At 44.6% G+C, this 26,838-nt stretch carries 25 protein-coding genes and 1 tRNA gene; 7 read left to right on the forward strand and 19 right to left on the reverse strand.

What is annotated here, in order from left to right; genetic code table 11:
* Positions 1-117: 117 nt before the first annotated feature.
* From EV212_RS05805 to EV212_RS13435, 5 genes are all read right to left on the reverse strand, one after another.
* On the reverse strand, positions 118-603 hold the full coding sequence (locus EV212_RS05805) for a deoxycytidylate deaminase (protein WP_132090275.1): 486 nt from the start codon (positions 601-603) through the stop codon (positions 118-120).
* 23 nt (positions 604-626) lie between these two features.
* Entirely contained in the window at positions 627-1,700 is a 1,074-nt protein-coding gene (locus EV212_RS05810) for an L-threonylcarbamoyladenylate synthase (RefSeq protein ID WP_132090689.1), read from the reverse strand.
* A gap of 87 nt (positions 1,701-1,787) precedes the next feature.
* Entirely contained in the window at positions 1,788-2,525 is a 738-nt protein-coding gene (locus EV212_RS05815) for an N-acetylmuramoyl-L-alanine amidase (RefSeq protein ID WP_132090278.1), read from the reverse strand.
* 49 nt (positions 2,526-2,574) lie between these two features.
* On the reverse strand, positions 2,575-3,099 hold the full coding sequence (locus EV212_RS05820; protein ID WP_132090281.1) for a sigma-70 family RNA polymerase sigma factor: 525 nt from the start codon (positions 3,097-3,099) through the stop codon (positions 2,575-2,577).
* A 34-nt stretch (positions 3,100-3,133) separates the two neighbouring features.
* Positions 3,134-3,289 carry a hypothetical protein gene (locus EV212_RS13435; RefSeq protein WP_165873314.1) on the reverse strand — a complete coding sequence of 52 codons (156 nt, stop codon included), beginning with the start codon at positions 3,287-3,289 and terminating at the stop codon, positions 3,134-3,136.
* 159 nt (positions 3,290-3,448) lie between these two features.
* Between EV212_RS13435 and EV212_RS05825 the strand changes: the two genes are divergently transcribed.
* Genes EV212_RS05825 through EV212_RS05835 form a run of 3 tightly spaced genes read left to right on the forward strand, consistent with a single transcriptional unit; the run spans position 3,449 to position 4,901 of the window.
* On the forward strand, positions 3,449-3,760 hold the full coding sequence (locus EV212_RS05825; protein WP_132090284.1) for a helix-turn-helix domain-containing protein: 312 nt from the start codon (positions 3,449-3,451) through the stop codon (positions 3,758-3,760).
* Between the two features lie 50 nt (positions 3,761-3,810).
* Positions 3,811-4,257 carry a GatB/YqeY domain-containing protein gene (locus EV212_RS05830; protein WP_132090287.1) on the forward strand — a complete coding sequence of 149 codons (447 nt, stop codon included), beginning with the start codon at positions 3,811-3,813 and terminating at the stop codon, positions 4,255-4,257.
* A 29-nt stretch (positions 4,258-4,286) separates the two neighbouring features.
* Positions 4,287-4,901, forward strand: a complete 615-nt coding sequence (locus EV212_RS05835) for an NUDIX hydrolase (RefSeq protein WP_132090290.1) — start codon at positions 4,287-4,289, stop codon at positions 4,899-4,901.
* 25 nt (positions 4,902-4,926) lie between these two features.
* On the opposite strand, the gene EV212_RS05840 is transcribed toward EV212_RS05835, so the two are convergent.
* The 3 genes from EV212_RS05840 to clpB form a co-directional block, all read right to left on the reverse strand.
* Positions 4,927-5,622 (reverse strand): winged helix-turn-helix transcriptional regulator, encoded by a 696-nt coding sequence (locus tag EV212_RS05840; protein ID WP_132090292.1) that lies wholly within the window; start codon positions 5,620-5,622, stop codon positions 4,927-4,929.
* Positions 5,623-5,706: 84 nt separating this feature from the next.
* A complete protein-coding gene (locus tag EV212_RS13440; RefSeq protein WP_165873309.1) occupies positions 5,707-5,883 on the reverse strand; it encodes a hypothetical protein in 177 nt (58 codons plus the stop codon).
* A gap of 279 nt (positions 5,884-6,162) precedes the next feature.
* Entirely contained in the window at positions 6,163-8,751 is a 2,589-nt protein-coding gene (gene clpB / locus EV212_RS05845; protein WP_132090295.1) for an ATP-dependent chaperone ClpB, read from the reverse strand.
* A gap of 165 nt (positions 8,752-8,916) precedes the next feature.
* Here clpB and EV212_RS05850 point away from each other — a divergent pair, with 165 nt between their 5' ends.
* Positions 8,917-10,389, forward strand: a complete 1,473-nt coding sequence (locus EV212_RS05850) for a nicotinate phosphoribosyltransferase (RefSeq protein WP_132090298.1) — start codon at positions 8,917-8,919, stop codon at positions 10,387-10,389.
* A gap of 139 nt (positions 10,390-10,528) precedes the next feature.
* Here EV212_RS05850 and EV212_RS05855 read toward each other — a convergent pair whose 3' ends face one another.
* The 8 genes from EV212_RS05855 to EV212_RS05890 form a co-directional block, all read right to left on the reverse strand.
* Positions 10,529-12,319 carry a flavin reductase gene (locus tag EV212_RS05855; RefSeq protein ID WP_132090301.1) on the reverse strand — a complete coding sequence of 597 codons (1,791 nt, stop codon included), beginning with the start codon at positions 12,317-12,319 and terminating at the stop codon, positions 10,529-10,531.
* Between the two features lie 68 nt (positions 12,320-12,387).
* Positions 12,388-13,659, reverse strand: a complete 1,272-nt coding sequence (locus EV212_RS05860; RefSeq protein ID WP_165873315.1) for a TPM domain-containing protein — start codon at positions 13,657-13,659, stop codon at positions 12,388-12,390.
* A 25-nt stretch (positions 13,660-13,684) separates the two neighbouring features.
* Positions 13,685-14,725, reverse strand: coding sequence for a TFIIB-type zinc ribbon-containing protein (locus EV212_RS05865; RefSeq protein ID WP_132090307.1), 1,041 nt, complete (start codon positions 14,723-14,725; stop codon positions 13,685-13,687).
* Between the two features lie 82 nt (positions 14,726-14,807).
* A complete protein-coding gene (locus tag EV212_RS05870) occupies positions 14,808-16,868 on the reverse strand; it encodes a hypothetical protein (RefSeq protein ID WP_132090310.1) in 2,061 nt (686 codons plus the stop codon).
* A gap of 77 nt (positions 16,869-16,945) precedes the next feature.
* Positions 16,946-17,887 (reverse strand): alpha/beta fold hydrolase, encoded by a 942-nt coding sequence (locus tag EV212_RS05875; protein ID WP_243115476.1) that lies wholly within the window; start codon positions 17,885-17,887, stop codon positions 16,946-16,948.
* Positions 17,880-18,599: an NAD-dependent protein deacylase gene (locus EV212_RS05880; RefSeq protein WP_132090315.1), complete on the reverse strand. Its 720-nt coding sequence runs from the start codon at positions 18,597-18,599 to the stop codon at positions 17,880-17,882. Before EV212_RS05880 ends, EV212_RS05875 begins: the two co-directional genes overlap by 8 nt.
* A gap of 21 nt (positions 18,600-18,620) precedes the next feature.
* Entirely contained in the window at positions 18,621-20,111 is a 1,491-nt protein-coding gene (glpK, locus tag EV212_RS05885; RefSeq protein WP_132090318.1) for a glycerol kinase GlpK, read from the reverse strand.
* A gap of 23 nt (positions 20,112-20,134) precedes the next feature.
* Complete coding sequence (locus tag EV212_RS05890) at positions 20,135-21,103, reverse strand: tetratricopeptide repeat protein (RefSeq protein ID WP_132090321.1); 969 nt, start codon at positions 21,101-21,103, stop codon at positions 20,135-20,137.
* A gap of 139 nt (positions 21,104-21,242) precedes the next feature.
* Between EV212_RS05890 and EV212_RS05895 the strand changes: the two genes are divergently transcribed.
* From EV212_RS05895 to EV212_RS05905, 3 genes are all read left to right on the forward strand, one after another.
* On the forward strand, positions 21,243-21,761 hold the full coding sequence (locus tag EV212_RS05895) for a peptidylprolyl isomerase (protein WP_132090324.1): 519 nt from the start codon (positions 21,243-21,245) through the stop codon (positions 21,759-21,761).
* A 91-nt stretch (positions 21,762-21,852) separates the two neighbouring features.
* Positions 21,853-21,935: transfer RNA gene (locus tag EV212_RS05900), tRNA-Leu, on the forward strand.
* Between the two features lie 189 nt (positions 21,936-22,124).
* A complete protein-coding gene (locus tag EV212_RS05905) occupies positions 22,125-23,027 on the forward strand; it encodes a DUF2935 domain-containing protein (RefSeq protein ID WP_132090327.1) in 903 nt (300 codons plus the stop codon).
* Positions 23,028-23,143: 116 nt separating this feature from the next.
* Here the strand turns inward: EV212_RS05905 and EV212_RS05910 are convergent, their stop codons facing one another.
* The 3 genes from EV212_RS05910 to EV212_RS05920 are packed head-to-tail and all read right to left on the reverse strand — an operon-like array spanning position 23,144 to position 26,770.
* A complete protein-coding gene (locus tag EV212_RS05910) occupies positions 23,144-24,130 on the reverse strand; it encodes an ABC transporter permease (RefSeq protein ID WP_132090330.1) in 987 nt (328 codons plus the stop codon).
* Positions 24,127-25,233 carry an ABC transporter permease gene (locus EV212_RS05915; RefSeq protein WP_132090333.1) on the reverse strand — a complete coding sequence of 369 codons (1,107 nt, stop codon included), beginning with the start codon at positions 25,231-25,233 and terminating at the stop codon, positions 24,127-24,129. The genes EV212_RS05910 and EV212_RS05915 overlap by 4 nt, the downstream gene beginning before the upstream one ends.
* On the reverse strand, positions 25,226-26,770 hold the full coding sequence (locus EV212_RS05920; protein ID WP_132090336.1) for an ABC transporter ATP-binding protein: 1,545 nt from the start codon (positions 26,768-26,770) through the stop codon (positions 25,226-25,228). The genes EV212_RS05915 and EV212_RS05920 overlap by 8 nt, the downstream gene beginning before the upstream one ends.
* Between the last annotated feature and the right edge of the window lie 68 nt (positions 26,771-26,838).

The raw sequence follows: 26,838 nt of genomic DNA on the forward strand, positions 1-26,838 counted from the left end.
CCATTGTATATCTTCAATGTAAAATTCCATCAAGTTTCCAGATAAAATGCAAAAACTGTCATGCAATCCTAGACAAATATTCAACATCGTCATAGATTGCAAGACAGTTCATTTAAATTAAATTTCTAATTCAATTTTTCTTCCCGAGGAATCATACTTCCGATAAACAACTCCAGCCGAATCCAACATCCGCTTCGAAGCAATGACTGCCGGTGTATCAGGATATTTATCTTCCCCATATATGATTTCCTTTATACCGCTCTGAATAATGGCTTTTGCACACTCATTACACGGAAAAAGTGACACATAAATTTTGGCTCCCTCCAGGTTACCGCCCCGATAATTCAAGATCGCATTCAACTCGCTGTGGGTCACATAAACATACTTTGTGTCCAACGGCTCACCTTCTCTATCCCATGGATACTCGTCGTCTGAACAACCTAAAGGGAAACCGTTATAACCCATCGACAATATTTTATTATCCGTACTGACGATACAGGACCCCACCTGACTGTTGGGATCTTTGGACCTCAGTCCGGCCAGCCGGGCCACCGCCATAAAATATTCATCCCAGGTAATATAATCTTTCCGCTTTCCGCTCATTTTATACCCCTCCTTTGTTCCTTTTATACATAAATCTGCTGATGTCCGGCCGCCTTCAACAGACGGTTCATGATTGCCTGACCTCTGCTGCCTTCTCCAAAGCTTTCCGAATATATATAGGAAACATTTTCTCCATCCATTCGCCGCAGAATATCATAAAGATTATGCGTAATCGTATTCTCATCCTTTCGGGTACCTATGCTCATCACGACTGGCGAAACCGCCTGAGGTCCGGCCATTGCATACAACGCCTTCGTCTCCTCTGTGGCAATGATCCCCACCCGGAATCCTGCCGCCAGTTTTTCCGAAGCCAGCTCCCGGATTTTTTCTACCACCTTTTCACTGGTTCCCGAAACAAGCGTCAGATCCCCCTTCGGTGCATAGTGCTTATATTTCATCCCCGGTGCCTTCGGCCGGAAATTCTTATCTTTGTTTTCATTCAAAATTGCCGGATCCACACAAACCTCGCCCACAACCTCCATCATCATCTCCCGGGTAATATATCCCGGACGCAAGATCATCGGCACATCCCCACTCACATCCACGATCGTTGATTCAATGCCAATGCCTACCGGCCCGTCATCCAATATCATATCGATCTTTCCGTTTAAATCTTCATAGACATGTTCCGCCCGTGTCGGACTTGGACGTCCTGACGTATTGGCACTCGGTGCAGCCAGGACAATTCCCGTTGTTCCGATCAGTTTGCGTGCCACCGGATGGGACGGCATACGAACAGCCACCGTATCCAGCCCTCCTGTCGTTCCATAGGGAACCACATCACTCTTCGGAAATATCATCGTCAATGGCCCTGGCCAAAATTTTTCCGCCAGCTTCCGGGCCGTGTCGGGAATCTCCGATACAAGGCCTTCAAGCATGGATATATCTGAAATATGCACGATCAACGGGTTATCCGATGGTCTTCCCTTTGCCGCATAAATCTTTGCTGCCGCCTCCGCATCGAGAGCATTCGCTGCCAATCCATACACCGTCTCCGTAGGAATTCCCACCAGACCTCCGGCTGCAAGTATCTCTCCTGCCTCTTTCAACCAGACCTGTTCCGCTGTTTCACTTATCTTACAAACAATGGTTTCCATCCATTCCATCTCCATTTTTCCGTGGTGTTTTTTTTATTATAAGCTTTATCCTGGCTTTTTTCTACCCCTTCTGCAGAAATCACCGAATCACTCTGCATCGGTTTCCGTTCCGGTGCTGTCCTGACCTTCGCTATTGATATAATGCATCGTTCCAAGATAAATATTCCAGGCCAGTTTCCGCTGATATTCCTCCGTTCCAAGCTTTGCCTCTTCTTCTGTATTGGTCAGGAATCCACATTCCACAATGACAATTGGCACCGGAGAGTTTTTCAACATATAATAGTTCATATTGGATTTCGGCACCCGGGTATTTTCCGGATCAACTCCCGCAATGAGCTGGTTCTGCAGGCAGGATGCCAGACGCGCTCCCTCTTCTGAATCCTGATAATAGAAGACCTGAGCGCCACTGTATTTTGCATCCGTAAAAATATTCTGATGGATGCAGAGAACAAAATCCGGCTTTGCTTCTGTAATGATCTCAATCCGTTTAGCCAGATCCTCTTTCTTTTTATTTGAAGAACTTTCACTGCTGTACAATGCCTTATCCGTATCTCGCGTCATAATGACCTCAAATCCCTGTGCTTCCAGATTTGCTTTCAAAAATAGGGCTACTGAAAGGTTTACATCCTTCTCCAGTACCCCTGATACACCTATGCCGCCCGGATCGTTGCCTCCGTGGCCAGGGTCAATGACCACCCGAAGCTTTGTCTCCCCACCGGAAGCATTGGAAATCGCCGCCGCTACCCGTGAATATGTACGACCGTAAAAAACAACAGACAGGACTAAAAAGCCCATCAACACCATTACCGCCACTACTCGTTTCATAGGTTTCCCTGCAAATTTTATTATTGCTACACTATATGCCGGCCGCCTGTCATTCATGCCATAAATCCAGACTCACCTTTCTCAATTTATGTATGGCCCTATTGACTCGTTTTCTCGCACTGCTCTCACTGATATGAAAATATTCAGCCAGATCCGAATAATCCGTATCATAAAAATATCTCAGAATGACCGCCCTGTACTCATCCTCATTTAAATAAGCTTTCAGCGTTTCTGATAATTCCAGCTCGATCTGAGCTTCCTGTACCATATATGTTTCCAGTTTATCCAACACCAGCATTTCGTGTTCATCAATATGTTGACGTTTCTCCAATTCTTTCAGCATATGAAATTTTGCTGCCTTCATGATCCATCCATGAGGATTTTCGTGGCATAGCAGTATATCAACTTTTTGGCACGCCGTTGTCCATGTGGCGATCATCACATCCTCTACCAACAGCTTATCGCTGGTCATTTTAAATAGCATCCTTGCAACGGCCTGCTCAGTATCACTAATCAGCTTCTCCATAAATTTCTGCTGTTGAAGCCGTAGTTTTTTACCATTTTCTCTGTTCATCGCCGTTCATACTACTTTCTCGGTCATTTTTATATTATAGTATATCATCGCTTTTTTTGCCATGGCAAATGCCATTTTTTCGACCGGTTTTCCCGCCAAACATACGTTTTATCAGTTCGCGCTTTCTTCGGTAATATGATTTGGAAAACTGATATTCTTTTTTCCCAAGACTTTTCTTTGCTTTCTTCATTTTAAATTCTCTTTTCACAAATATACCTCTATTTTACACTAACAGCGTAAATTATTTCCACCTAAAGTTTTGGTTTAATGGTTACACTGACTATGTAATTTATTTACACATATGTTACAAATCCTTCTGTTTTCAGTTTTATCAAAAAGGGGGTAAAATATGTCTGAATTTGCAAACCGTCTCCGCGGACTTCGCTTAAAATATTATTGGAATCAAAGTCAACTGGCGAAGCGTGCTGGTGTGTCTACCAGTCTGATCAGCTCCTACGAAAAGGCAGAACGTTTTCCCTCCGTTGATATGCTCATAAAATTATCGGACATCTTCTGCTGTACCACCGACTACCTGCTCGGATTGGAATATGATATGAAACTGAGTGTCGACGGACTTTCCGATAAACAACTCCAATTGATTGTTGATTTAATCTCTGAACTAAAAAAAGAACAGATTTCCTCCCTTCCCAAAAATCATTAAAGTGCTATAATAAAGGTTGTAGCAATGACATAAGGATGGGAGGATTTTTAATGAGTAAGATCGAACAGATTCGCGGCGAGATGGTTGCCGCTATGAAGGCTAAAGATAAGGAACGAAAGGATGCACTTTCCATGCTTCTAGGCTCTTTAAAGAACAAAGCCATCGACAAGCGCAGCGACTTGACCGAAGCGGAGGAGAATGAAGTTGTAGTAAAGGAAATCAAACAATTAAAAGAAACTCTGGACTCTGCCCCGGCGGATCGCATCGATATCATTGACCAATGTAAATTCCGTATCCGGGTATATGAAGAATTTGCACCGAAATTTATGACAGAAGATGAAATCAAGGCAACCATTCAGCAGGTTCTGGATAAACTCGGACTGACCGCACCGACTTCGAAAGATAAGGGCAAGATCATGAAAGAACTCATGCCTCTTGTAAAAGGCAGATCCGACGGAAAAATGGTCAACGCACTTGTTTCTGATTTTTTTGAATAATATAGATGATGAACATAAAGGAGTCCGATATGCAAAAGAAAGATGATATTGTTAAAATATATGATGATATGTTTAATTTGATCGGCGCAGAAAAATGGTCTGTCGTTCACGCACGCGGCCTGCTCCATCAGGTTGTCCACCTCTGGATGTATGGGGATGAACCAGATGGAAGATGGCTTTACTTTATCCAGCGTTCGAAGGATCTGGATGTTTTTCCCGGCCTTTATGACCTTCCTGTCAGCGGACACATCGACCCGGAAGAAACCTTTTCTCATGCCGTTGTCACACTTACCAGGGAACGACTCGGCCTGAAACTCCTTCCGGAATATTTAAAACATGTCGGAAATATCCGGCAGATTGTTGACAGTGGCAATTATCATGACAATGCCTTTTGTCAGATTTATGTAAAACGACTCAGACTTCCAATCCCGGAATTTGAAATCCAGGGTGCAGAGATGCTTTTTAAGACCAGATATGATGAATTCTGCCAGTGGGTTGAATATCCCAAAGGTAAACTTCCAATCTATACGCCAACCGGTGAATTTATTAAAGATTCGGTGGAAGCCGACTGGTGGTGGCCTCGTAAAAATGAATTTATAAAGGTCGTAAAACCTTATATTGATAAACAGCATGAAACAATATGAAAAATGGAGCTGTTGCAAAAGCAGATTATTCATCTTCTTTTGCAACAGCTCCCATTCGATATCCCTGTCCCCAGACAGTTTCGATATAACGAGTCTTCGGGTCTGCCTTTTTCAGTTTACTTCGCAGGTTGCTGATATGTATCTTCACTGCATTATCATCTCCGGTATAGGGCTGACGCCAAACGGCCTCATACAAACTTGCCTTTGTGTAAATCCGGTTCCGGTGACGCATCAAAAGGCTCAGGATCATATATTCCTTAACGGTCAAATCCAGAGCTCTCTGATTTATCTCCGCTTTTTTAATAGAACCATTACTGATCTTCAGGCTCTTATACTGATACAGACGCATATCATGGGAGCGCCTGTAGGCTTCCCGCAAATAATATATCATACACTCTTTCAACTTTTCACTGTCCACAGGCACCTCGACCACCGTGTCCAGCCATTTTTTCTCATCTTCTGCCTCAGGTTCAGATATCCCTTTCATTCGAATTCCTAATACCGGCACATCTGAAAATAACCGAAGTTCATCGAAAATCTTTTTCTCGCTATCACCCAAAGACCCTACTGCCCATATAATCATGTCAAATGGATGCATCTTTACCATATTCACCAGCTCTGCTTCCGAAACAGAAGTTACCTGGTATCCAAGACTGTTCAGATGATCTTCCAATCGCAGTTCAGGCGGCATCCACTGATCCGCCAATAAAATAGCCGACATTCTGCCATCAATCCTTTTGAAAAGTGTAAAGCCTTTGTCCTGTGAGAAAGCCTTACACTCTAATTTATGCTTACTATTTTGTTACTAATTCATATCCAAATCACTTGTGATAACACCAAAAGATTCCAGTTTTGCTTTTAAAACCCGTAACTGGTAATTTATCTCCTTTTCACTATCTTCGGCTGTTTTTATCCTCTGTAAGTCCGTATATTTGTCAATAAGATTATTTATCATTTCTTTTTCATTCATATCAACACTCACTTTCAATCACCGCCTTTTCAATATAAATAATATTGTTCAACATCTTTATTATATCGAAAAGAATTAAACGTGTAAAGCCTTCTCAAATTGTCAAAGAACTTTTATTGGATATTTTGCTTTGAATAAAGCTTCTGAAAAACACATACCCATTTGGGCCTCTTGGATATATCTACATTATCACAAAAACTCGTTCAGTTTCAATCATTATCCATCGACATATCTCAACAGAAAAAAGGCAAGAAGTCTTTGACCTCTTGCCCGCAATCCGTTTATAACTCATTACATTTCTTTTACACCTGCTGTCAGTTTTTCCCCATCATAGCGAATCAAAATGACATCGCCCGGCAGCACCGCATCGGAAAGAATAAGCCTTCCGGCCAGGGTTTCCACATGTTTTTGAAGGAAACGCTTCAATGGCCGCGCGCCGTAAACCGGATCGTATCCCTGTTCAATAATGTAATCCTTTGCCGCAGAATCCAGTTCAATGGAAATATCCCGATCTGCCAGACGCCTATTAAGATTTTTCATCAGGATATCGATAATGCTGTGGATATCGTCTTTGCTCAGCGGTTTAAACATGATGATCTCATCTAAACGGTTCAGGAATTCCGGACGGAAATGAGATCGAAGTTCATTCATAACCTGTTCTTCTGCAGATGCTTCGATATCACCGGCTTCGTTGATGCCATGAAGCAGATACCCAGAACCAATATTGGAAGTCATAATTAAAATTGTATTTTTAAAATCAACGGTCCGTCCCTGTGAATCGGTGATTCGACCATCATCCAGTACCTGAAGCAGTACATTAAATACATCCGGATGGGCTTTTTCAATCTCATCAAAGAGCACGACCGAATATGGTTTCCGACGCACAGCCTCCGTCAACTGACCGCCTTCCTCATAGCCTACATATCCCGGAGGCGCTCCGATCAGTCGAGATACAGAAAACTTCTCCATATATTCGCTCATATCGATACGGACGATATTCGATTCGTCATCGAAAAGGCTTTCTGCCAGAGCCTTGGCCAGCTCGGTTTTACCTACACCTGTAGGACCAAGGAACATAAAGGAACCAATCGGTTTTGTCTCATCCTTAATCCCTGCCCTGGAACGTATGATCGCTTCTGTAACTTTATCGATACCTTCATTCTGACCAATGACCCTCTTATGAAGTTCTTTGTCCAGATTCAGCGTTTTCTGACGTTCACTTTCCGTCAGTTTAGCTACCGGAATTCCGGTCCATCTGGAAACAATCCTTCCAATTTCATCCTCCGTTACCTGCTCACGCACAAGAGAATCCTCTGCGCCATGAATCTTCTGCTCCTGAGCTTCAAGCTGACGTTTAAGTTCCGGCAATTTACCATATTGTAGTTCCGCAGCCCGATTCAGATCATACTCTCTCTGGGCCTTTTCAATCTCTTTATTTACACTTTCTATCTGCTCTCTGAGGATACGGACCTGATCCACATCCTTTTTGTCCGCTTCCCACTGAGCCTTCTTGACCTGAAAATCTTCACGAAATTCAGATATCTCTTTCTGAATAGCTGACAGACGCTCCTGACTTAAATGGTCATCCTCTTTCTTGAGAGCTGCCTCTTCAATCTCAAGCTGCATAATCTTTCTGGATATCTCATCCAGCTCCGTCGGCATGGAATCCAGTTCGGTCTTGATCAGGGCACAGGCTTCATCCACCAGGTCGATGGCCTTATCCGGCAGAAAACGATCGGATATATAACGGTTTGATAATACCGCCGCCGCCACCAGAGAGCTGTCCGTAATTTTTACACCATGAAAGACTTCATACCGCTCTTTCAAGCCACGGAGAATGGAGATCGTATCCTCCACCGTCGGTTCATCCACCGTTACCGGCTGAAAACGACGCTCCAGTGCTTTATCTTTTTCAATATACTGGCGATATTCATCCAGGGTAGTGGCCCCGATACAATGAAGTTCACCACGGGCCAACATCGGTTTCAGCATATTCCCTGCGTCCATAGCGCCGTCGGTCTTACCTGCGCCAACGATCAGATGCAGCTCATCCACAAATAAAATAATCTGTCCTTGACTTTTGCGCACTTCTTCAAGCACGGCTTTGAGACGCTCCTCAAATTCACCTCTGTATTTTGCCCCGGCTACAAGAGCGCCCATATCCAGTGAAAAAATCTGCTTATCTTTCAATCCATCCGGTACATCTCCCCGGACGATACGCTGCGCCAGTCCTTCAATGACCGCCGTCTTACCTACACCTGGCTCACCAATGAGCACCGGATTATTTTTCGTCTTACGGGAAAGAATCCGAATAATATTTCGAATCTCACCGTCACGGCCGATCACCGGGTCTAATTTCTGATTTCTGGCTTTCTCTACAAGGTTTTCTCCATACTTACTCAGGCTGTCGTAAGTGCCTTCCGGATTATCCGTTGTCACTCTCTGGTTCCCCCGTACTTCCATCAGTGCCTGCAAAAATCCATTTCTCTGAATCTGGAAATTTTTAAACAGGGTTTTCAGTTCCTTATTCGCTGTTTCAAGCAGCGCCAGGAACAAATGCTCCACCGAAACATACTCGTCGCCCATCTGTCTGGCTTCTTTATCTGCCTGGGTAAAGGTCCGGCTCAGATCCTGGCTCATGTACTGCTGGCCGCCCTGGACCTTTACATGTCCGGCCAGTACCTTTTCGGTCTGATAAACAAATCCGGCCGTATTCACATTCATCTTATCCATCAGTTTAACGATCAGACTGTCTTCTTTATTCAACAACGCATATAGCAGGTGAATCTGATCTATCTCCTGGTTCCCGTATTCAAGAGCCAGACTCTGGCAAGACTGCACTGCCTCCAGAGATTTCTGAGTATATTTATTAAAATCCATAGAACATACCTCCTTCTTAGGAATATTATCATTGTTATGTTTGTTATATATGTAATATAACAAACATTATCATGTTTGTCAACCAGATTCTAAAAAATTTGCATTTTTTCTTGTAGCGCGGTATAATTTGTTAAAACTATATACGGAAAGGTATTATATATTATTATGGATACATCACACTTAACGTTATTAACCGATTTATATGAATTGACCATGATGCAGGGGTATTTTAAAAATAAAACCAACGAAACGGTCATCTTTGATGTCTTTTATCGTTCCAATCCGGAAGATGCGGCTTATTCAATCACCGCAGGCCTGGCTCAGGTCATTGAATATATTGAAGGACTGCATTTTGATGAAACAGACATTAACTATCTGCGCTCCACCGGTTTCTTTCAGGAAGACTTTCTTGAATACTTAAAAGATTTCCGTTTTACCGGCGATATATACGCCATCCCTGAAGGTACCGTTGTATTTCCGAAAGAGCCTCTGCTTAAGGTCATCGCCCCGATCATGGAGGCCCAGATTGTAGAGACCGCTATCTTGAATATTATTAACCATCAAAGTCTTATCTGTACGAAAGCGGCCCGCGTTGTCTATGCGGCTGGCGGAGGTGTTATGGAATTTGGCCTGCGTCGTGCCCAGGGCCCGGATGCCGGAACCTATGGTGCCCGCGCCGCGGTCATCGGCGGCTGTGTTGGAACCTCCAACGTATTGGCTGGCCAGATGTTCGATATTCCGGTGAAGGGCACTCATGCGCACAGTTGGATCATGAGCTTTAAAACCGAACTGGAAGCCTTTCGCAATTATGCCGGTCTTTACCCGGATAACTGTCTGCTTCTGGTCGATACCTATGACACTTTAAAATCCGGTGTGCCTCATGCCATTCAGGTCTTTGATGAAATGAAAGCCAAAGGCATCCACTCAAAACTTTACGGTATCCGTCTGGACAGCGGCGATCTGGCTTACCTGTCCAAACAGGCCCGAAAGATGCTGGACGAGGCCGGTCATACCGATGCCATCATCTCCGCTTCCAGCGATCTGGATGAATATCTGATCGACAGTCTTCATACTCAGGGTGCAAAGATCACCTCCTGGGGCGTAGGTACCAACCTGATCACGTCCAAAAACTGTCCGGCTTTCGGCGGTGTTTACAAACTGGCTGCCGTATCCGACGAAAACGGAAACTTCATTCCAAAGATTAAAGTTTCAGAGAATATCGAAAAGGTAACAAATCCGGGAAACAAAACCGTCTTTCGTCTTTATGATAAAAAGACCGGAAAGATTCGTGCCGATTTAATCGCCTTATCCAATGAAACCTACGACTCAGATATCACACTGATGATTTTTGATCCGATTTCCACATGGAAAAAAACCTGGCTGCGGGGCGGAACTTATACCGTTCGCGAACTGCTCGTTCCAATCTTCGAAAACGGCCGCTGTGTTTATGAATCCCCTGCGGTCATGGATATCCGGGATTACTGCGCCGGGGAATTAGAAACGCTGTGGGATGAATCCCGCCGTCTGGTCAACCCTCAGGAGGTCTATGTCGATCTTTCAAAACCTCTCTGGGAATTGAAAAATGAACTTCTCGACCACGTTCATAACTTCGAAGACAACGAGACGAAACACGCTTAGCGAGTTTCGCTCGTTATCACGGCAGTCGCCAAGCGGACATGCAAGCATGTCCGTTTGGCTCGTTGCTTCGCGTAAATTAAAAAACAAGGCTGTGAGGAACTGCTGAATAACCAGCGCATCCTCACAGCCTTGTTATTTTTTATCCGATGGGTTCAAAGTCTGCTGCACCATGCTTACATAACGGACAAATGAAATCGTCCGGAAGTACATCCCCTTCATAAATGTAACCGCATACTTTGCAGACAAAACCTTTTTTACCTTCTGTTTCCGGTTTTGGCTTAACATTACTCTGATAATAATTATAAGTCATTGTCTCCACATCGGAAATCACCCTCGCCTCTGTCACTGTGCAGATAAACATTCCGTGAGTATCGAAATCCACATACTGTTCTACCTTCAAAGACATAAAAGCGTTAATATATCTCGGCAAAAATACCAACCCGTTATCGGAACGCAGCGGCTCAATATCCGCAAACTTGTCCGCCGTCCGGCCGCTCTGAAATCCAAAGTTCTGGAACACGCTGAACGGCGCCTCCGTGGACAGACAGTTCACATTCATAATGCCGGTCTGCTTAATGACATGATGCGAATAATTGGCTTTATTAATGCAGACGGCAACGCGGTTTGGATTATCCGTAACCTGGGATACCGTATTTACAATAAGACCATTATCCTTTGTACCATCGTTGGATGTGACCACATAAAGACCATATCCAATCTTGAAAAGTGCCGTCATATCATTTTTATTTGCCGTCTCATCCTTCTGAGCAAGATAATCCTTACAAAGTTCCTCGGCCATGGCCTCTAACTGAGCATTGCTGTCCTCATTCAATGCAGATTTGATGGAAACTGTCGTATTCGTAAACGATGTATTCTTACAGCCTTCCAGCATTTTCTTCATCACTCTGGCTGCCATCGGCGCCCAAGAGCCATTCTCAATCATACCGATTTTCCGGTTCTGGAAATTGCGTTCCAGTAAATGATCGATAAACGCTTTCATAAACGGAAAGATATCTGCGTTGTACGTGGTCGTGGCAAGAACCAGCTTGCCGTAACGGAAGGCATCCTCCACAGCTTCTGCCATATCACAACGGGCCAAGTCATTGACAACAACCTTTGGGCAGCCCTTCGCGCGAAGCTTATCTGCCAGAATTTCTACTGCTTTTTTTGTATTCCCATAAATCGATGTATATGCAATAACAATGCCTTCTGTCTCAATACCATAGGAAGACCATGTATTATATAAGTTCAGATAATAGCCAAGGTTCTCTGACAGCATCGGTCCATGGAGCGGACAAATCGTCTGTATATCCAGTTTGTCCGCTTTTTTTAGCAGATTCTGAACCTGAGTACCATATTTTCCTACGATACCAAAGTAATAACGACGTGCCTCACAGGCCCAGTCCTCTTCCACATCCAAAGCTCCGAACTTACCAAAAGCATCTGCGGAGAATAATACTTTATCATGGGCATCATAAGTCATCATCACTTCCGGCCAGTGAATCATCGGCGCCGCTACAAAAGAAAGTTCATGAGTTCCAAGAGAGAGTGTATCGCCTTCTTTAATGATGATCTGCCGGTCAGAAAATTCATCCCCGTAAAACTGTTCCATCATTGCAAAGGCTTTTGCGCTGGCTACGACCTTCGCCTCCGGATAAAGTTTCATAAAATTGACAATATTCGCCGAATGATCCGGCTCCATATGCTGTACGATCAAATAATCCGGTGCCTTTCTCCCTGTTGCATTTTCAATATTATCCAGCCATTCGTGGGTAAAGTGAACGTCAACCGAATCCATGACCGCTATTTTTTTATCTATGATCACATAAGAATTGTATGCCATTCCATTCTCAACAACGTACTGGCCCTCAAATAAGTCAATTTTGTGGTCGTTCACGCCTACATATTTAATGTCATTTGTGATATTCATATTGCTTCCCTCCTGATTAATTTGTGGATATTATACCTCATCCTTTTCTAAATTAAAACACCCTAATATCAAAACTTTCGTCCGCCGCCTCTGCTTCCGCCGCCGAAGCTTCGTCCCGAACCACCATGCATTGTCCCGCTTCTGCTCCGATGAACGGAACTTCCTCCACTGCTCCGGCCACCCCGGGAGTTATCGTCATCATCCGACTTAATTCTCTGACGAGTCACTGTCCGATTTATAAACTGATCCCGGTGCAAAATTTCATTGGCCCCACCGGCAACAAAATAATTATTGACTCCGGCAACGACTTTGCCGCCCCGGTTCCTGGCCAGGAAAAATACGATGACTGCCCCGACGATCATACAGGCAGCGAGCTGCAGAAGCAGTCTGCCTGCTGTTAATTTATTTCCGCCTTCCACACCATATCTCTCTACATTATCTAAAAATACATCACAGCTTTTATAATACTTGCCATCTCCGACCTTCTTATAAATACGATCAAGCATTTTATCAATATTTGCTTCAGAGAATGATTCCATAACAGAATTTCCCGCGGCATACACATAAATTTCCCGAGCTTCCATATTAATCAGATAGACAAGCCCATTACGCACTCTGCCACTGTCGTTATGGTTCTTGAAAAAATTCTCCGCATAATCACGGCTTGTTTTGCCCCCGGTACTGTTTGTCGTCGTGATCAGGACTCGAAACCCCGTCTTTGACTCCAATTCTCCGATTCTCTGTTCCAGCTTTCCCACTTCACTTTCCGTAAGTAATACGGCCTCATCTAAAACATTTCCCAGTAAGCGCGGCTCTTTTTCACTTTCTGTTTCATCTGTTGTATCCGACGTTTCTGGTCCGCCGAGGACATGATCGACTCCGGTCAAAAACTGCTGACAGCTTCCATAAAAATTATGATTGACCGCCTCGTCATATATATCATCCATTATACTGTCCAGACGGCTGTCCGTAAAGGTATGTATGATATCTTCTCCACTGGTAGATATATACAGCTCACTGTGCTGCATATCGATCAATAATAGCAGACCGGCGCCGGATGTGCCGGCGCCATTATGATCTTCAAAGAAATCATCGGCATAATCCGCGACTTCTTTGCCCTGCGTATCCTCGGTCGTAACGATCATCAGGTGAATCTCATACTCCGCCTCCAGCGCCTGTATCTGTGACGAAAGTCCCGTTTTTTGGTCTTCCGCCAAAATGCCCGCATCATCAAAGATACCCACATAGGCATCGTCGGCCAGCGCCCTTATTCCAGCAGATCCAAACAGAGCACAGGACCATATCATCGCCAACAATAAATATGTATATAATTTTTTCACATCATTTTCCTCCATACCCTGAATTCTATATCATTGAACCAATGAAAGTGATTATAAATAATACGGCGGAAATTCCTGCCCACCATACGGCCATTTTCCCTCTGCTGGTCGGCGGCGTCCCCGCAATCCGGCCATTCTGTCCGTTCATCATAAATTTGTAAACCTTGCCATGATAATTATAATCCACAAACCAGATGGGAACGAAAATAAACGCCTCTTCCTCCCGTTCAAAATTCACCGTATGCCCGTTCAGATGGACCGTTGAATAACCGGAAACGGCTCCCTGTGCATAGTCCCCGGCATATTTCCTGACTTTATCCTTTGCCGATGGTGAAAGCTCCCCATCATCAAAATCATAACTTGATGAATCAAAACCGGCCAGATAAGGCATATCAAAGGTCTTTAACTCGTTAAAATTAAACGGTTCCAACTTCGCCATTTCCCCATCTTCCAACTGACGCGAAGCACCCAGAGGAATATCCTTATACTGTAATTTATAGGCACGCTGGATATCGTAAAATTCAGTTTCCGTCACCTGATAGTCTCCCTGACGGAATATCCGCACATTCGTTGCCTGGGCAGATATATCCACCCGGGTATCAAATTGAAATAACCAGTAGGGAATATACATCCCCTTCAAACGCTGAATATTTTCCGCCGATGTAAAACCCTTTGGCGCAAACCGCCCATTCCGACACCATTTGCGAAAGGCTTTTTCCGCATCCTGACGGTCCAACTGGAAAGGCAGCAATTTTGCCGGACGCCTTTTTCCGGTCAATCGATCCGTAAGAATCATCGGTGCACCACAATAGGCACACATCGTCGATGTTTCTTTATCCTTTGTAATCATCAGACCGCCGCAGTTCGGACAATGATATTCCGCACCTGCCAATATTTTTCCATCAATTTCAGTTGAAGTTCCTCCCTCAGCCGTCCAGGATGTACTCTGCTGTATGATCGAACTCAGTGCTATTTCTCCAGAACAGTGTCCGCAGTGCAGTTTCCCCTTTTTAATGTCATAGGTCATCTCTGCACCGCAGTTTGGACATGGATAATGTAATATCATTATTCTCCCCTCTTTCATAATTATAAAACGAAGGCGCTGTCCGAATCCTTCATATGAAACAATTCAAGCCAGCGCCTTCCTACTATTCCTGTACCATATTAATCAGAATACCTGTTTTGAAAATATTGCCGTCCATTGCAACAACAAATTTCCCATGATTCTTCTCAATAATCTCTTTTGCAGTTTTCAACCCGCCGATCAACTCGGCTCCCGGAGCTGTCACAGCTTTCGCTGCCTCCGCCGCTTCCGCTTTCACCGCATTTTTTACAATATAAATCAACTTACCTTCCTGTGTATACATTTCTGCATATACTCTGGAATCCGGCTCTGCATACTGCTCCAGATTATCATAGATCATCGAAATAGCTTTCCACATATCTTCTTTATTCATCTCCAGAACAATCGGTTTATCTGGTGCTCTAAGTGTCACTGCAATACCGTTTTCTTTCAGAATACCCCGATGAAGTTTACGGATATCCTTATTTAACTGAATAAAATCAAAGGATGTCGCCGAATTTCTGACCATGGCAGTTCCGTCGAGAAGACTTGCAATCTCTTCTTTAGGCAGCATCACCGTGCGATCATTTTCCGACTCTTTAATCTCCGGCCCTATATCGTCAGCGCCTTCTGCATGAATCGCCATATCCACCGAAGCGCCCAGATCCATATGTTCCCAATCATCCGACGCCACAGGTGTCTGGGCCTCTTTTGCAAGGGCAGCCGCCTTTGCAAGGTCCGCTTCCATTTCATTTGCCGGACGTGTATCTCCGATGACACCCATCGGCACGGAAGTCTCTGGAACTTCTTCATGCTCTTCCGCATCATCTTCCTCGCTATCTTCCTCATCCGCATCATCTTCGTATTCCGAGTTTCCTTTACGAATAACCCAACTGATAAAGCAGATATTTTCCAGGACAAACACGATCGGTACAAGCACATATACAACCGGAATTCCAAAGAGCTCAAAAGCATCCAGTTTAAATAACGCAAACACCAAAGCTCCGTTCAACAGAACAAGCAGCAAAATGATCAACAAAACTCTCGGTACTACAGGAAAATTTCCTATTACCTCAAAAATTCGATAAATCAGCATATTGCTGATAAAAGTTCCCGCTTTTATCCGGCGGACGATACTAAAATATCCCCGTATCAGGAAAATATAAGCCAGCACCAGCGCCGCACCGGCTGCAATCAGCCGGAAACTGTAGGTCGTGCCAAGCAGATACCAGGCACCGTAAATACTGCCTCCGCCAAAGGCCACAATAAGTATGATGGAGATTTCTGTAAAAATCTTATCAAACCAGGATAACTTAATATCCGGATAACCACTGACATTTCCTGTTGCAATAATCGAGAAAATCAATAAAATCAGGAAAATGACCGCTGACACAATGATCGCGATCTTTGCAATTCCAAAGACAGAATTTAAATCCTTGAAATCCTGATAGCTTTCGTAAAATCCATCGGCAGTCGATGTAAGCTCGTTATCCACCGCCGCATAGATTGTATAAGTTCCGCTGCAGGACATCAATTCTTCCTTCCAGGCAGCCTCATCAAAGGCATCATTATTCATACCTGTACTCAGGTTGAACTGGCCTTCTGTCGAATCAAGTTTCACAAAATAATGGCTGGCCTCAATCCGATTTACCGCATCTTCACTGCTGACGATCACTTCATGATCATCCGCATCATATACGGCAAAAGAGAAGTTTCCATCCACATTCATATAATTTTTTATCAGATCCTGATTGGCCTGTTCCAATTCGTTTCCGGATATTTCGCCACGGGTTTCTATGGCCTGAACTAAATGAAGCAGTTGAACCATATTCCTCTGGTATTCCTCGCCAAAGAAACTGCTGTGATAATAATCCGGTTCGGACGACATACTGCCGCCATTACTAAAATATGTATATACCGCATATCCGGAAATACACATCACAGCCGCTGCTATAAATAAGAAAATCCGGGCTACAGCCTTCAGCGGCGTGCTTCGAGTCGGATGCCATCCGTCATCCTCCATTTCATCCAGTTCTCTCCGGATATCCGCCTCTTCCTCTTCTGATAAAGTCTGAGATCCGGATTCTTTCATAGATGAATCATCGACTTCATCCCAAAAATCCTTCTTTTTACCAAATAAGCCCATCTTCTATCCTCCTGTACACTAACTGACTTTTTCTTCACACGATATCCATCTTATTTTACACTAATTCCCCTGTATTTTCAATGTTTTAACGAAATTTCCTTATTCAGCCAGTCATACAGATCATCATAAACCTCTTTACGATTAATCTCATTCAAAATTTCATGCCGTCCGCCTTCATAGAAAATAATGTCCATATTTTCCATTCCTGCCAGAACGAACATGTCATAAACCTTCTGAACTCCCTGCCCCTTACCTCCCACCGGATCGTCTCCTCCGGAAATAAACAGCACCGGAAGCTGCTTCGGCATCTTTTTAAGATTTGTTTTCTGAGCAATGAAGGCAAGTCCTTTAAACATCTCATGATAACCATTGAGTGTGAACACAAACTGACATCTCGGTTCGGCAATATAGGCATCCACCATTGCCTCATCCCGGGTTATCCAGTCAAAATCTGTCCGGGCCGGAGTGAAGCCTTTATTATAGGAACCAAAAGCCATCTTATTGACAAACCTGCTGCGATACTTCCATCCCTTCACCGCAGCCATGACCCGGGTAAGCCCTTTCCCAAAAACAGCAACAGGCACGGAATGGTAACCCGTTCCCATAATAATCGCCCCGTCTACCTCTTTTCCATATTGGATCAGAAAATAGCGTGTTAAAAAAGAGCCCATGCTGTGTCCGAGAATGTAGTAAGGCACTCCCGGAAAACGTTTTTTAAACTGTTTTTGTATTTTACGAACATCATTGACGATACACTCAAAACCATTATCGCCAAAATATCCCCAGTCGTCCTGCGAAGCCACCGAATCACCATGACCCAGATGATCGTCTCCAACAACTGCAATACCCTGCGCACACAAAAACCGTGCAAAATCATCATATCTGTCCACATACTCTACCATTCCGTGAACGATCTGGAGGACAGCTCTTACCTTCCCATTCTCAGGAATCCAGCATATACCATGAACCTTTGTTTCTTTATTTGTTGATTTGAAATAAAAATTCTGCTTTTTAATCACTAAGTACATCTCCTAATACTTTACCAATACTATCATGAATCAATAAATTTGCCTTTCTGTCATACGGCGTTTCGCTCTTATTGATCAGCACCAGCTTATCTCCCCTGTAATACTGTATAAAACCCGCCGCAGGATAAACATTCAAAGAAGTTCCGCCAATGATGAGTACGTCAGCCTTCTGAATGGCGTGAATACTGGCTGTAATTGTCATTTCATCCAGCCCTTCTTCATACAGGACCACATCCGGTTTGATCATACCGCCGCATTTTTCACATCTCGGAATACCGTCCGCCTTTAAAATATACTCTGTGTCATAAAATTCATGGCAGCGCATACAATAATTCCGGTGTACCGTACCGTGAACCTCATAAACCCGCTTACTTCCGGCTAATTGATGCAATCCATCGATATTCTGGGTAACAACGGCTTTCAGTTTACCCATTTCTTCCAGTCTTGCCAGCGCCAGATGGGCTGCATTTGGCTTTGCATCCAGATAGAGCATGGTACTTTTATAAAAATCATAAAATATATCCGGATGGGCTACAAAAAAGGAATGGGATAATATCTCTTCCGGCGACCGTTTATATCGTTTGATTGTATTATAAATTCCTGTCTCACTTCGAAAATCCGGGATACCACTCTCTGTAGATACGCCGGCTCCACCAAAAAACACAATATTATCTGACTGTTGAACCAATTCTTTTAACGTCATGTCACACTCCCCTTTCCTACGCTATCTTGCCCATCCATAAGACCGTTTTACCGCTTCATGCCAGCCGAAAACAGCCTTTTCTCTGCTGCTTTCTTCCATATCCGCCGTAAAAGTCCGGGCAAGCTTCCAGTTTTCCTTAATATCTTCCGTATCCTTCCAATAACCTACGGCAATGCCGGCCAGATAAGCAGCGCCCAGCGCCGTTGTCTCCACGCATTCCGGCCGATGCACCGGCGTGTTTAGTATATCCGCCTGAAACTGCATCAAGAAGTTATTCGCACAGGCTCCGCCGTCCACCTTCAGAGCCGACAGTGTAATTCCCGAATCCGCTTCCATTGCCTTTAACACATCGTAGGTCTGATAGGCCAGGGATTCAAGCGTAGCCCGGATAAAATGTTCTTTTTTTACGCCCCGGGTCAAGCCAACCACCGTTCCTCTGGCATACTGATCCCAGTAGGGCGCCCCCAGACCGGTAAAGGCCGGAACCACATAAACACCATTGGAATCCTCCACCGCCAAAGCATATTCTTCCGAATCTCCGGCCGATTTGATCATCCGCATTTCGTCCCGAAGCCATTGGATTGCTGCGCCGGCCATGAAAATACTTCCTTCCAGTGCATAATTTACGCTGCCGTCTGCACTGGCCGCAATCGTCGTCAAAAGACCTCTTTTTGAAGTCACCGCTTCCTTACCCGTATTCATTAATAAAAAGCAGCCCGTACCGTATGTATTTTTTGCTTCTCCCGGTTCAAAACAGCACTGGCCAAACAGAGCCGCCTGCTGATCTCCCGCAATACCGCTGATCGGAATCCTTCCTCCGAGAATGCCCTCATTTGTATACCCGTAAACATGACTGGAAGGCTTTACCTCCGGCAGCATACTCTTTGGAATATTCATCACTGCCAGGATTTCTTCATCCCAACACAACTCATGAATGTTGTAGAGCATGGTCCGGGACGCATTCGTATAATCTGTCACAAAAATCTCTCCACCGGTCAGTTTCCAGATGAGCCACGTATCAATGGTTCCAAAAAGCAAATCGCCATTTTCTGCCGATTCTCTGGCGCCTTCCACATTTTCCAGAATCCATTTAATCTTGCTTCCCGAAAAGTAGGCATCCGCGATCAGACCGGTCTTTTCCAGAATGTCCTGATCATAACCTTTTGTTTTCAACGAGTCGATATATTCCGACGTTCTCCGGCATTGCCAGACAATGGCATTATATACGGGAAGGCCGGTATGCTTATCCCATACCACCGTTGTCTCTCTCTGATTCGTAATTCCAATACCCGCAATATTTTCCGCCGTCACTCCGGCTTTGCCCATCGCCGCAATAGCCACGCTCATCTGTGTTGTCCATATCTCCAGCGGGTCGTGTTCCACCCATCCGGCCTTTGGATAAATCTGCGAAAACTCCTGCTGAGCCACACTGACAATTTCTCCGGCCTTATTAAACAAAATACACCGGGAACTCGTCGTTCCCTGATCCAATGCCATCATATACTTTTCCATGTCACTGCCCCCTGTCCCATTCCCTAAATTAATTTCTTTTTACCCAATCGAATTTCAAATGCTTTTAAAATCTCCGGATCCTTTACCTTCTGATAATACCGCTCCGCTGCCACCGGATTGCCCATGCAGGCGCAGGCCCGCCCCGCCATTATGAGATAACTTTCCGCCGGATGGATGGCATAAGCCTCTTCATAACACCGCAGCGCTTCTTCAAGACAACTATTGCTCACCAGAAGATTTCCTTTCATGACCAGCAGATCGTCCCCATCCGGTTCCAGACGGATTGCCCGATCGATTGCTTTCAACCCCTTCCGCACAATCCCAAGCTGGTAATAAGCCATAGCCAGATAGTACCAGCCATTTACATTATCCGCCTCCATCCGGGTCACTTCCAAAGCTGCCTCTGCCAGTGCTTTCACCGTACCAATCCCCTGGCACCTGTCTTCCATGATCTCAGCCGCAAAAATCTCGCATCTCTGCAAAAGCCGACTGATCCGTTCTTTTCTTCCCACATTTTTTCCCCGGTCATCCGCCATGGTTTTTGCATAATCCACAGTCTCAAAGGGTCCTCTGTCTTCATTGATCAATGATTTCAAAGGGAAATATCTCTCATCTCCGCTTTCAATGACCAGATAATTTTTATCCCGTGAAAATTCCAGGCCTTCAACAAATATCGAATGTTTTAACAGCCGTACATTTCTCGTGTCCGCACAGATATTACCCTCCAGAAAAAGGGACGGATGACGGATGTACCGATAGACCGTCGCCGATATATACCAGCCAACTGCCTGATCTCCATGAATAAACACCACCGGAACCCCTTCCATATGGCCGCTCCGCACAGTCCCCTCATAAAAATCTTCCAGCTCGGCGCCCACCGCATCTTCCCCGTCTCTGCTGCGGCTGAGGGCCCAACAGTGTCCCGCATAATCAAAAAATTCGTTCATCCGCAGCGTCGCCAGATTGTCGATTTTTACCGCAAGAATGGCCATTTTCAAGTTCCCTCCTCAAATTCTGATATGCTCATATTATAGAACATTTTATCTGTTTATTCAATGAAAAGCCTTTACTTCCTATGGAATTTCAGCTACAATATGAAAGTGGAAATTATAAAAGAAAGGTGGATTTATCATGTCAAATCCAATTGTTACGATCACTATGGAAAACGGCGATGTGATGAAGGCTGAACTTTATCCTGAAATCGCTCCGAATACAGTAAATAACTTCATCTCCCTTGTACAAAAAGGATACTATGATGGCTTGATCTTTCATCGTGTCATCAAAGGCTTTATGATTCAGGGTGGATGCCCGGACGGCACAGGCATGGGCGGCCCTGGCTACTCCATTCGCGGTGAATTTTCACAGAATGGTTTTGAAAACAACCTGAAACACGATGCAGGCGTATTATCCATGGCCCGCACGATGATGCCGAACTCAGCAGGTTCCCAATTCTTCATCATGCATCAGGCTGCTCCGCATCTTGACGGTGCTTATGCTGCTTTCGGAAAGATCATTCAGGGTATGAACGTGGTCGATAAAATCGCTACTGTACCAACAAACCGCATGGATGCTCCAAAACTTCCTCAGAAGATCCAGTCTATGACTGTAGAACTTTTTGGCGAAACCTACCCGGAACCGGAAAAATGTTAAAAGTTATCAAAAGTTTTTTATAAAAAACACTTGATTATTTTTTAATTATTTGATAATATAAAAAAGTCGCAAACATAATATTGTAGCGAATGCAGTTGTGGCGGAATGGCAGACGCGCTAGATTCAGGTTCTAGTGAGGTAATACTCGTGTGGGTTCAACTCCCATCAACTGCATACAGCGTATCCGAAAAGAAAACCTTCAGGATACGCTATTTTTTTCATAAAGATGAAATAATATCGAACTGTAAAGCCCTGGAAATCAGCCCGGGGCTTTTTTGAATTCTGAATCCTGTTTCTCTCGTACCCCTTCCCCTGATACCACATATATTATAAGGAAACCAATTTAAAAAGGTATAAATGTTTATGAGAGATTATGTCACTCTTTCAATAGAAACCCATCTTTTTTTCGCAAGAATCATGAAGGAACACGCTCTTTTTCTGAAAGCAGGTTTTCCTTGCTGTGAAAAAGATTTTATAGAAGAAGCCGAATATTTTCTCCGGAAATTTGAAGAACTTTTAAATGATACTCTCAAAATTTCTGCCGGAAATGTCCATGAATCCGTTTTAAATTCCAATGAACTGATTACTGAATTCACGATCCCCGCAGAACGCAAGACCGAGGCTTTAAGCGGTATCGCCATCGACAGCAAAATTTCAAAAAAAACGCAGGCGCTGCACTATGGCTGTCTCTGTGAAGAAAACCAGCCACTGTATGAACCGGTTTCCTGTATAAATGAACGCGCCCATGAACTGTTAAATGGATTTATCCGCTTTAAGGAACGCATTCTGTGTGAAGTGAATCACTGCCAGCTTTACACAGCCAATTACCCGCTCCTTATCGAACACATTATGCGTGAAGCCAGACTGTACCGGGACATTTTAATGCGGATTACGTCAAACAGGAATATTTGCTACCAGAATCTCTATGAAACTGAGGCCTTCTGGAATCAAATTATGATGGAGCATGCCTGGTTTATCCGGGGTCTTCTGGACCCATCCGAAACAGCACTTATTGAAACTGCCGATGATTTTTCTAAAAAGTATGCGCAGCTTCTCGAGACAGCCTGCCGCCAGGATCGCCGGGCCAACCGGATGACGGAAAAGGCATTAAAAGAAACCCTGAAATACCGAGACTTTAAAGCCGCCGGAGCAAAGGGGATTCTCGACTGTCAGATTTCCTCGATTATACTGCCTCTGTTGGCAGACCATGTTCTTCGGGAAGCCAACCACTATATCCGTGTGTTGGAGACCGGACGAACTCGATAGGGGGTGTCTGAATGGAGCTTTGCAATTATTCCTGCGCTGACTAAACTCGTTATACAGCGAGAGGGTGCTTTCGTTTTTTACCCGAAAGCACCCTCCATTATAATATTTCTCACATTTTATCGCTCTTCACGGAAATATGATATGCCAAGATGGGCCGGAGGCTGTGTCTCCCGGCTTTCCCGAATACTGATAATGATCAGTACAATGATGGTTACGACATATGGAAGCATTTTGAATAACTCCTGATCACTCATTCCCAGATTTGGAATGTAATTATATATAATAAACAGACCGCCAAACAAGATGGAACCCAGGATGCTCAGATTTGGTCTCCAGATAGCGAAAATAACCAGAGCAATGGCAAGCCATCCCCGGTCACCAAAACCATCATTGGACCAGACGCCGTTGGCATAATCCATAACATAATACAGACCGCCCAGTCCTGCGATCACACTGCCAAGACAAGTGGCTACGTATTTATACCGGTTGACATTAATACCGGCCGCATCTGCCGTCGCCGGATTTTCACCGACCGCCCGAAGATGAAGACCCACACGGGTTCGACCCAACACATAAGACGTGATCAAAGCCAGTACGATGGCCACATAGGCGAGAAAGCTGTAGGAAAACAGCACCTGTCCCACCGGACCAAATTTGTTTGCAAATGGCAATGTTGTCCGAAAGCAGTTACTTGTGGCAGTCAAACTAATGGATGGCATGTCACTTTTCACCAGCTTGATCAGAGAACCGCCAAAAAAGTTACCAAAACCGGTTCCAAAAGTAGTAAGGGCAAGACCCGTTACATTCTGATTAGCTCGAAGAGTTACAGTCAAAAGGGAATAAATCAATCCCATACATAATGACCCCAGCACACAGGTCAAAAGGGGGATAATCACTGCCAGAAATGGATTCATTGCAGATGGATCCGCCAGAGAACGTTCATACATAAATGCGCCGATGACACCACTGATTCCGCCCACATACATGATTCCCGGAATTCCCAGATTCAGATTACCGGACTTTTCAGTGATGATCTCTCCGGTAGAACCAAATAAAAGCGGAATTCCCTGAACAACCGCACGTTGAATAAAAGATGCTATCATGATTCTTTCTCCCCTTTCTTAGAATTGTGAACCTTAATTGTATAATTAATAAAAAATTCACTTCCTATGATAAAGAAAATAATAATTCCTGTCAGGATATCAGAAAATGAACTGTTCAATCCAAAAGTCGTTGATATCTCTATAGCTCCCTTCTGAAGAAAAACAATCAGGAAGGATGTCAGAACCATATACAGAGGATTAAATTTGGCAAGCCAGGAAACCATAATAGCTGTAAATCCACGGCCGGCCGCTGTGTCTCTTGTAATCGTATGGTCCGTTCCGCTGACTAACAGAAGGCCTGCAATTCCGCAGATTGCACCCGAAAGAAGCATTGTACGGATAATAACCTTCTTTACATCGATTCCCACATACCGGGCCGTATTCTCACTCTCACCTACAACAGAAATTTCATAACCCTGCTTACTGCTGCGCAGATAGACGAACATAAACACCGTCAAACCCGCCACCACCAAAATATTCAGCAGATAATCATATCCGCCCAAAGACGGCATCCATCCGCTACGAGTCGACTGATTAATAACGCCAATCTGTCCGGATCCCTTTGGTACGGACCAGATATAGGTGAAATAGGATACAAGCTGAATTGCAATATAATTCATCATCAGTGTAAACAACGTCTCATTTGTCTTCCAGTTTGCCCGGAAAAATGCCGGAATCACCGCCCAGACAGCGCCGGCCAGACAACTGGTGATGATCATTAAAGCATACAGTGCGACACTCGGCAGCTTGTTGCCGAACAAAATCATACAGGCCGCTGTGGCAAGTCCTCCTGCCAGTACCTGGCCCTCGGCGCCGATATTCCAAAACCGCATTTTAAATGCCGGTGTCACTGCGAGAGACACACACAAAAGCATCGCAATATTCTGGACCAGACTCCATATTCTCCGTTTTGTTCCGAAGGCTCCCTCAAACATCTTTACATAAACACCAATTGGATTCTCTCCTGTCAGAACCACCGTCACCAATGCGCATACGATCAGGGCAGCCGCAACTGCGCAGATTCGAATCAGCCAGGATTTCCACCAGTCAAGCGCGTCTCGCTTGGCAATATGAAACTTCGGCTCATGTTTCTTTTTACTCATGCGTCTCCCCTCCATCTGTTTTTGTCATCAGTAAACCAATCTGTTCTTTTGTTGCCGTCCGTCCATCGACCATTCCTGTTATTTTACCAGAACCAATGACCATGATGCGGTCGCAAAGTTCCAACAGCACATCCAGGTCTTCTCCGACAAAAATTACGGCGACGCCCGCTTTTTTCTGCCGATTCAGCAAATTATAAATAAGATAGGAAGAATTGATATCCAATCCCCGGACCGGGTAAGCAGCCATTAACACCGTAGGTGATGCGGCAATCTCACGGCCTACAAGCACCTTTTGTACATTACCGCCGGAAAGTCGTCGTACCGGCGTATTAACACTTGGCGTAACAACATCCAACTGCTCGATAATATGCTGGGCCAGGTCCCTCGGCGGCTTACGCTTAACAAAAACCGATTTGCCGCTGCGGTAACTCCGAAGCATCATATTGTCCGTAATATCCATATTGCCCACAAGTCCCATGCCAAGACGGTCCTCCGGAACAAAAGACAAACGCACACCCATATCCCGAATCTGCAGCGGCGTTTTATCTCTTAAATTGCTCTCTTCTCCCGTCTCCGGATCATAGTAAAAGATTTCACCGCTCTGAAGCGCCTGAAGTCCGGCGATCGCTTCCAGAAGCTCCCTCTGTCCGCTTCCCGCGATACCGGCAATACCGAGAATTTCTCCGGAACGCGCTGTAAAAGACACATCCTTTAATATCTGCACACCGTTCCTGTCTCTGCAATTAACATTGCGGACTACTAAACGTTCCTTTGGATTCTCCGGTTCACTACGTTCAATATTCAATGAGACTTTCTTGCCGACCATCATTTCGGTGAGCTCCGCTTCGTTTGTCTTTGCAGTCTCCACCGTGCCGATATATTCGCCCTTTCTGAGAACCGACACACGGTCGGACAACGACAGGACCTCATGAAGTTTGTGGGTAATAATGACAATTGCCTTTCCGTCTTCACGCATACGCCGCAGAATATCAAACAAATTCCGGGTCTCCTGTGGCGTCAGGACTGCCGTCGGCTCATCCAGAATCAAAATATCTGCGCCCCGGTACAATACTTTAATAATCTCCACCATCTGCTTTTCGGAAACAGACATCTCATATACTTTTTTCATCGGGTCTAAATGAAAACCGTATTGTTCACTGATCGCAAGAATACGTTCGGCTGAACGGCGGATATTGTAACCGCCCTCTTCTTCAAAGCCCAGTACAATATTCTCTGTCGCCGAAAATACATCTACCAGTTTAAAATGCTGGTGAATCATACCGATTTTATAATCAAAGGCATCCTTTGGAGAAGCGATGATTGCTTCCTTACCGTCAATAAAGATCTGACCTTCGTCCGGGAAATAGATACCTGAAATCATATTCATCAGGGTTGTTTTTCCGCTGCCGTTTTCTCCGAGTATGGAAAGGATTTCGCCGCGGTTCACACAAAGGCTGACATTTTTATTCGCAACGACTTTTCCAAAGGTTTTCGTAATGTTGCGCAACTCAATCGCCGCGTTTTTTTGTTCCTCCATAATTCCTCCTATATGCTGTAAATATAGAAAGGCGGGGCAGTCAATGCCCCGCCCGGTTGGGTGAATGT

The sequence above is a fragment of the Frisingicoccus caecimuris genome (genome assembly GCF_004340975.1).
Classification (GTDB): Bacteria; Bacillota; Clostridia; order Lachnospirales; family Lachnospiraceae; genus Frisingicoccus; species Frisingicoccus caecimuris.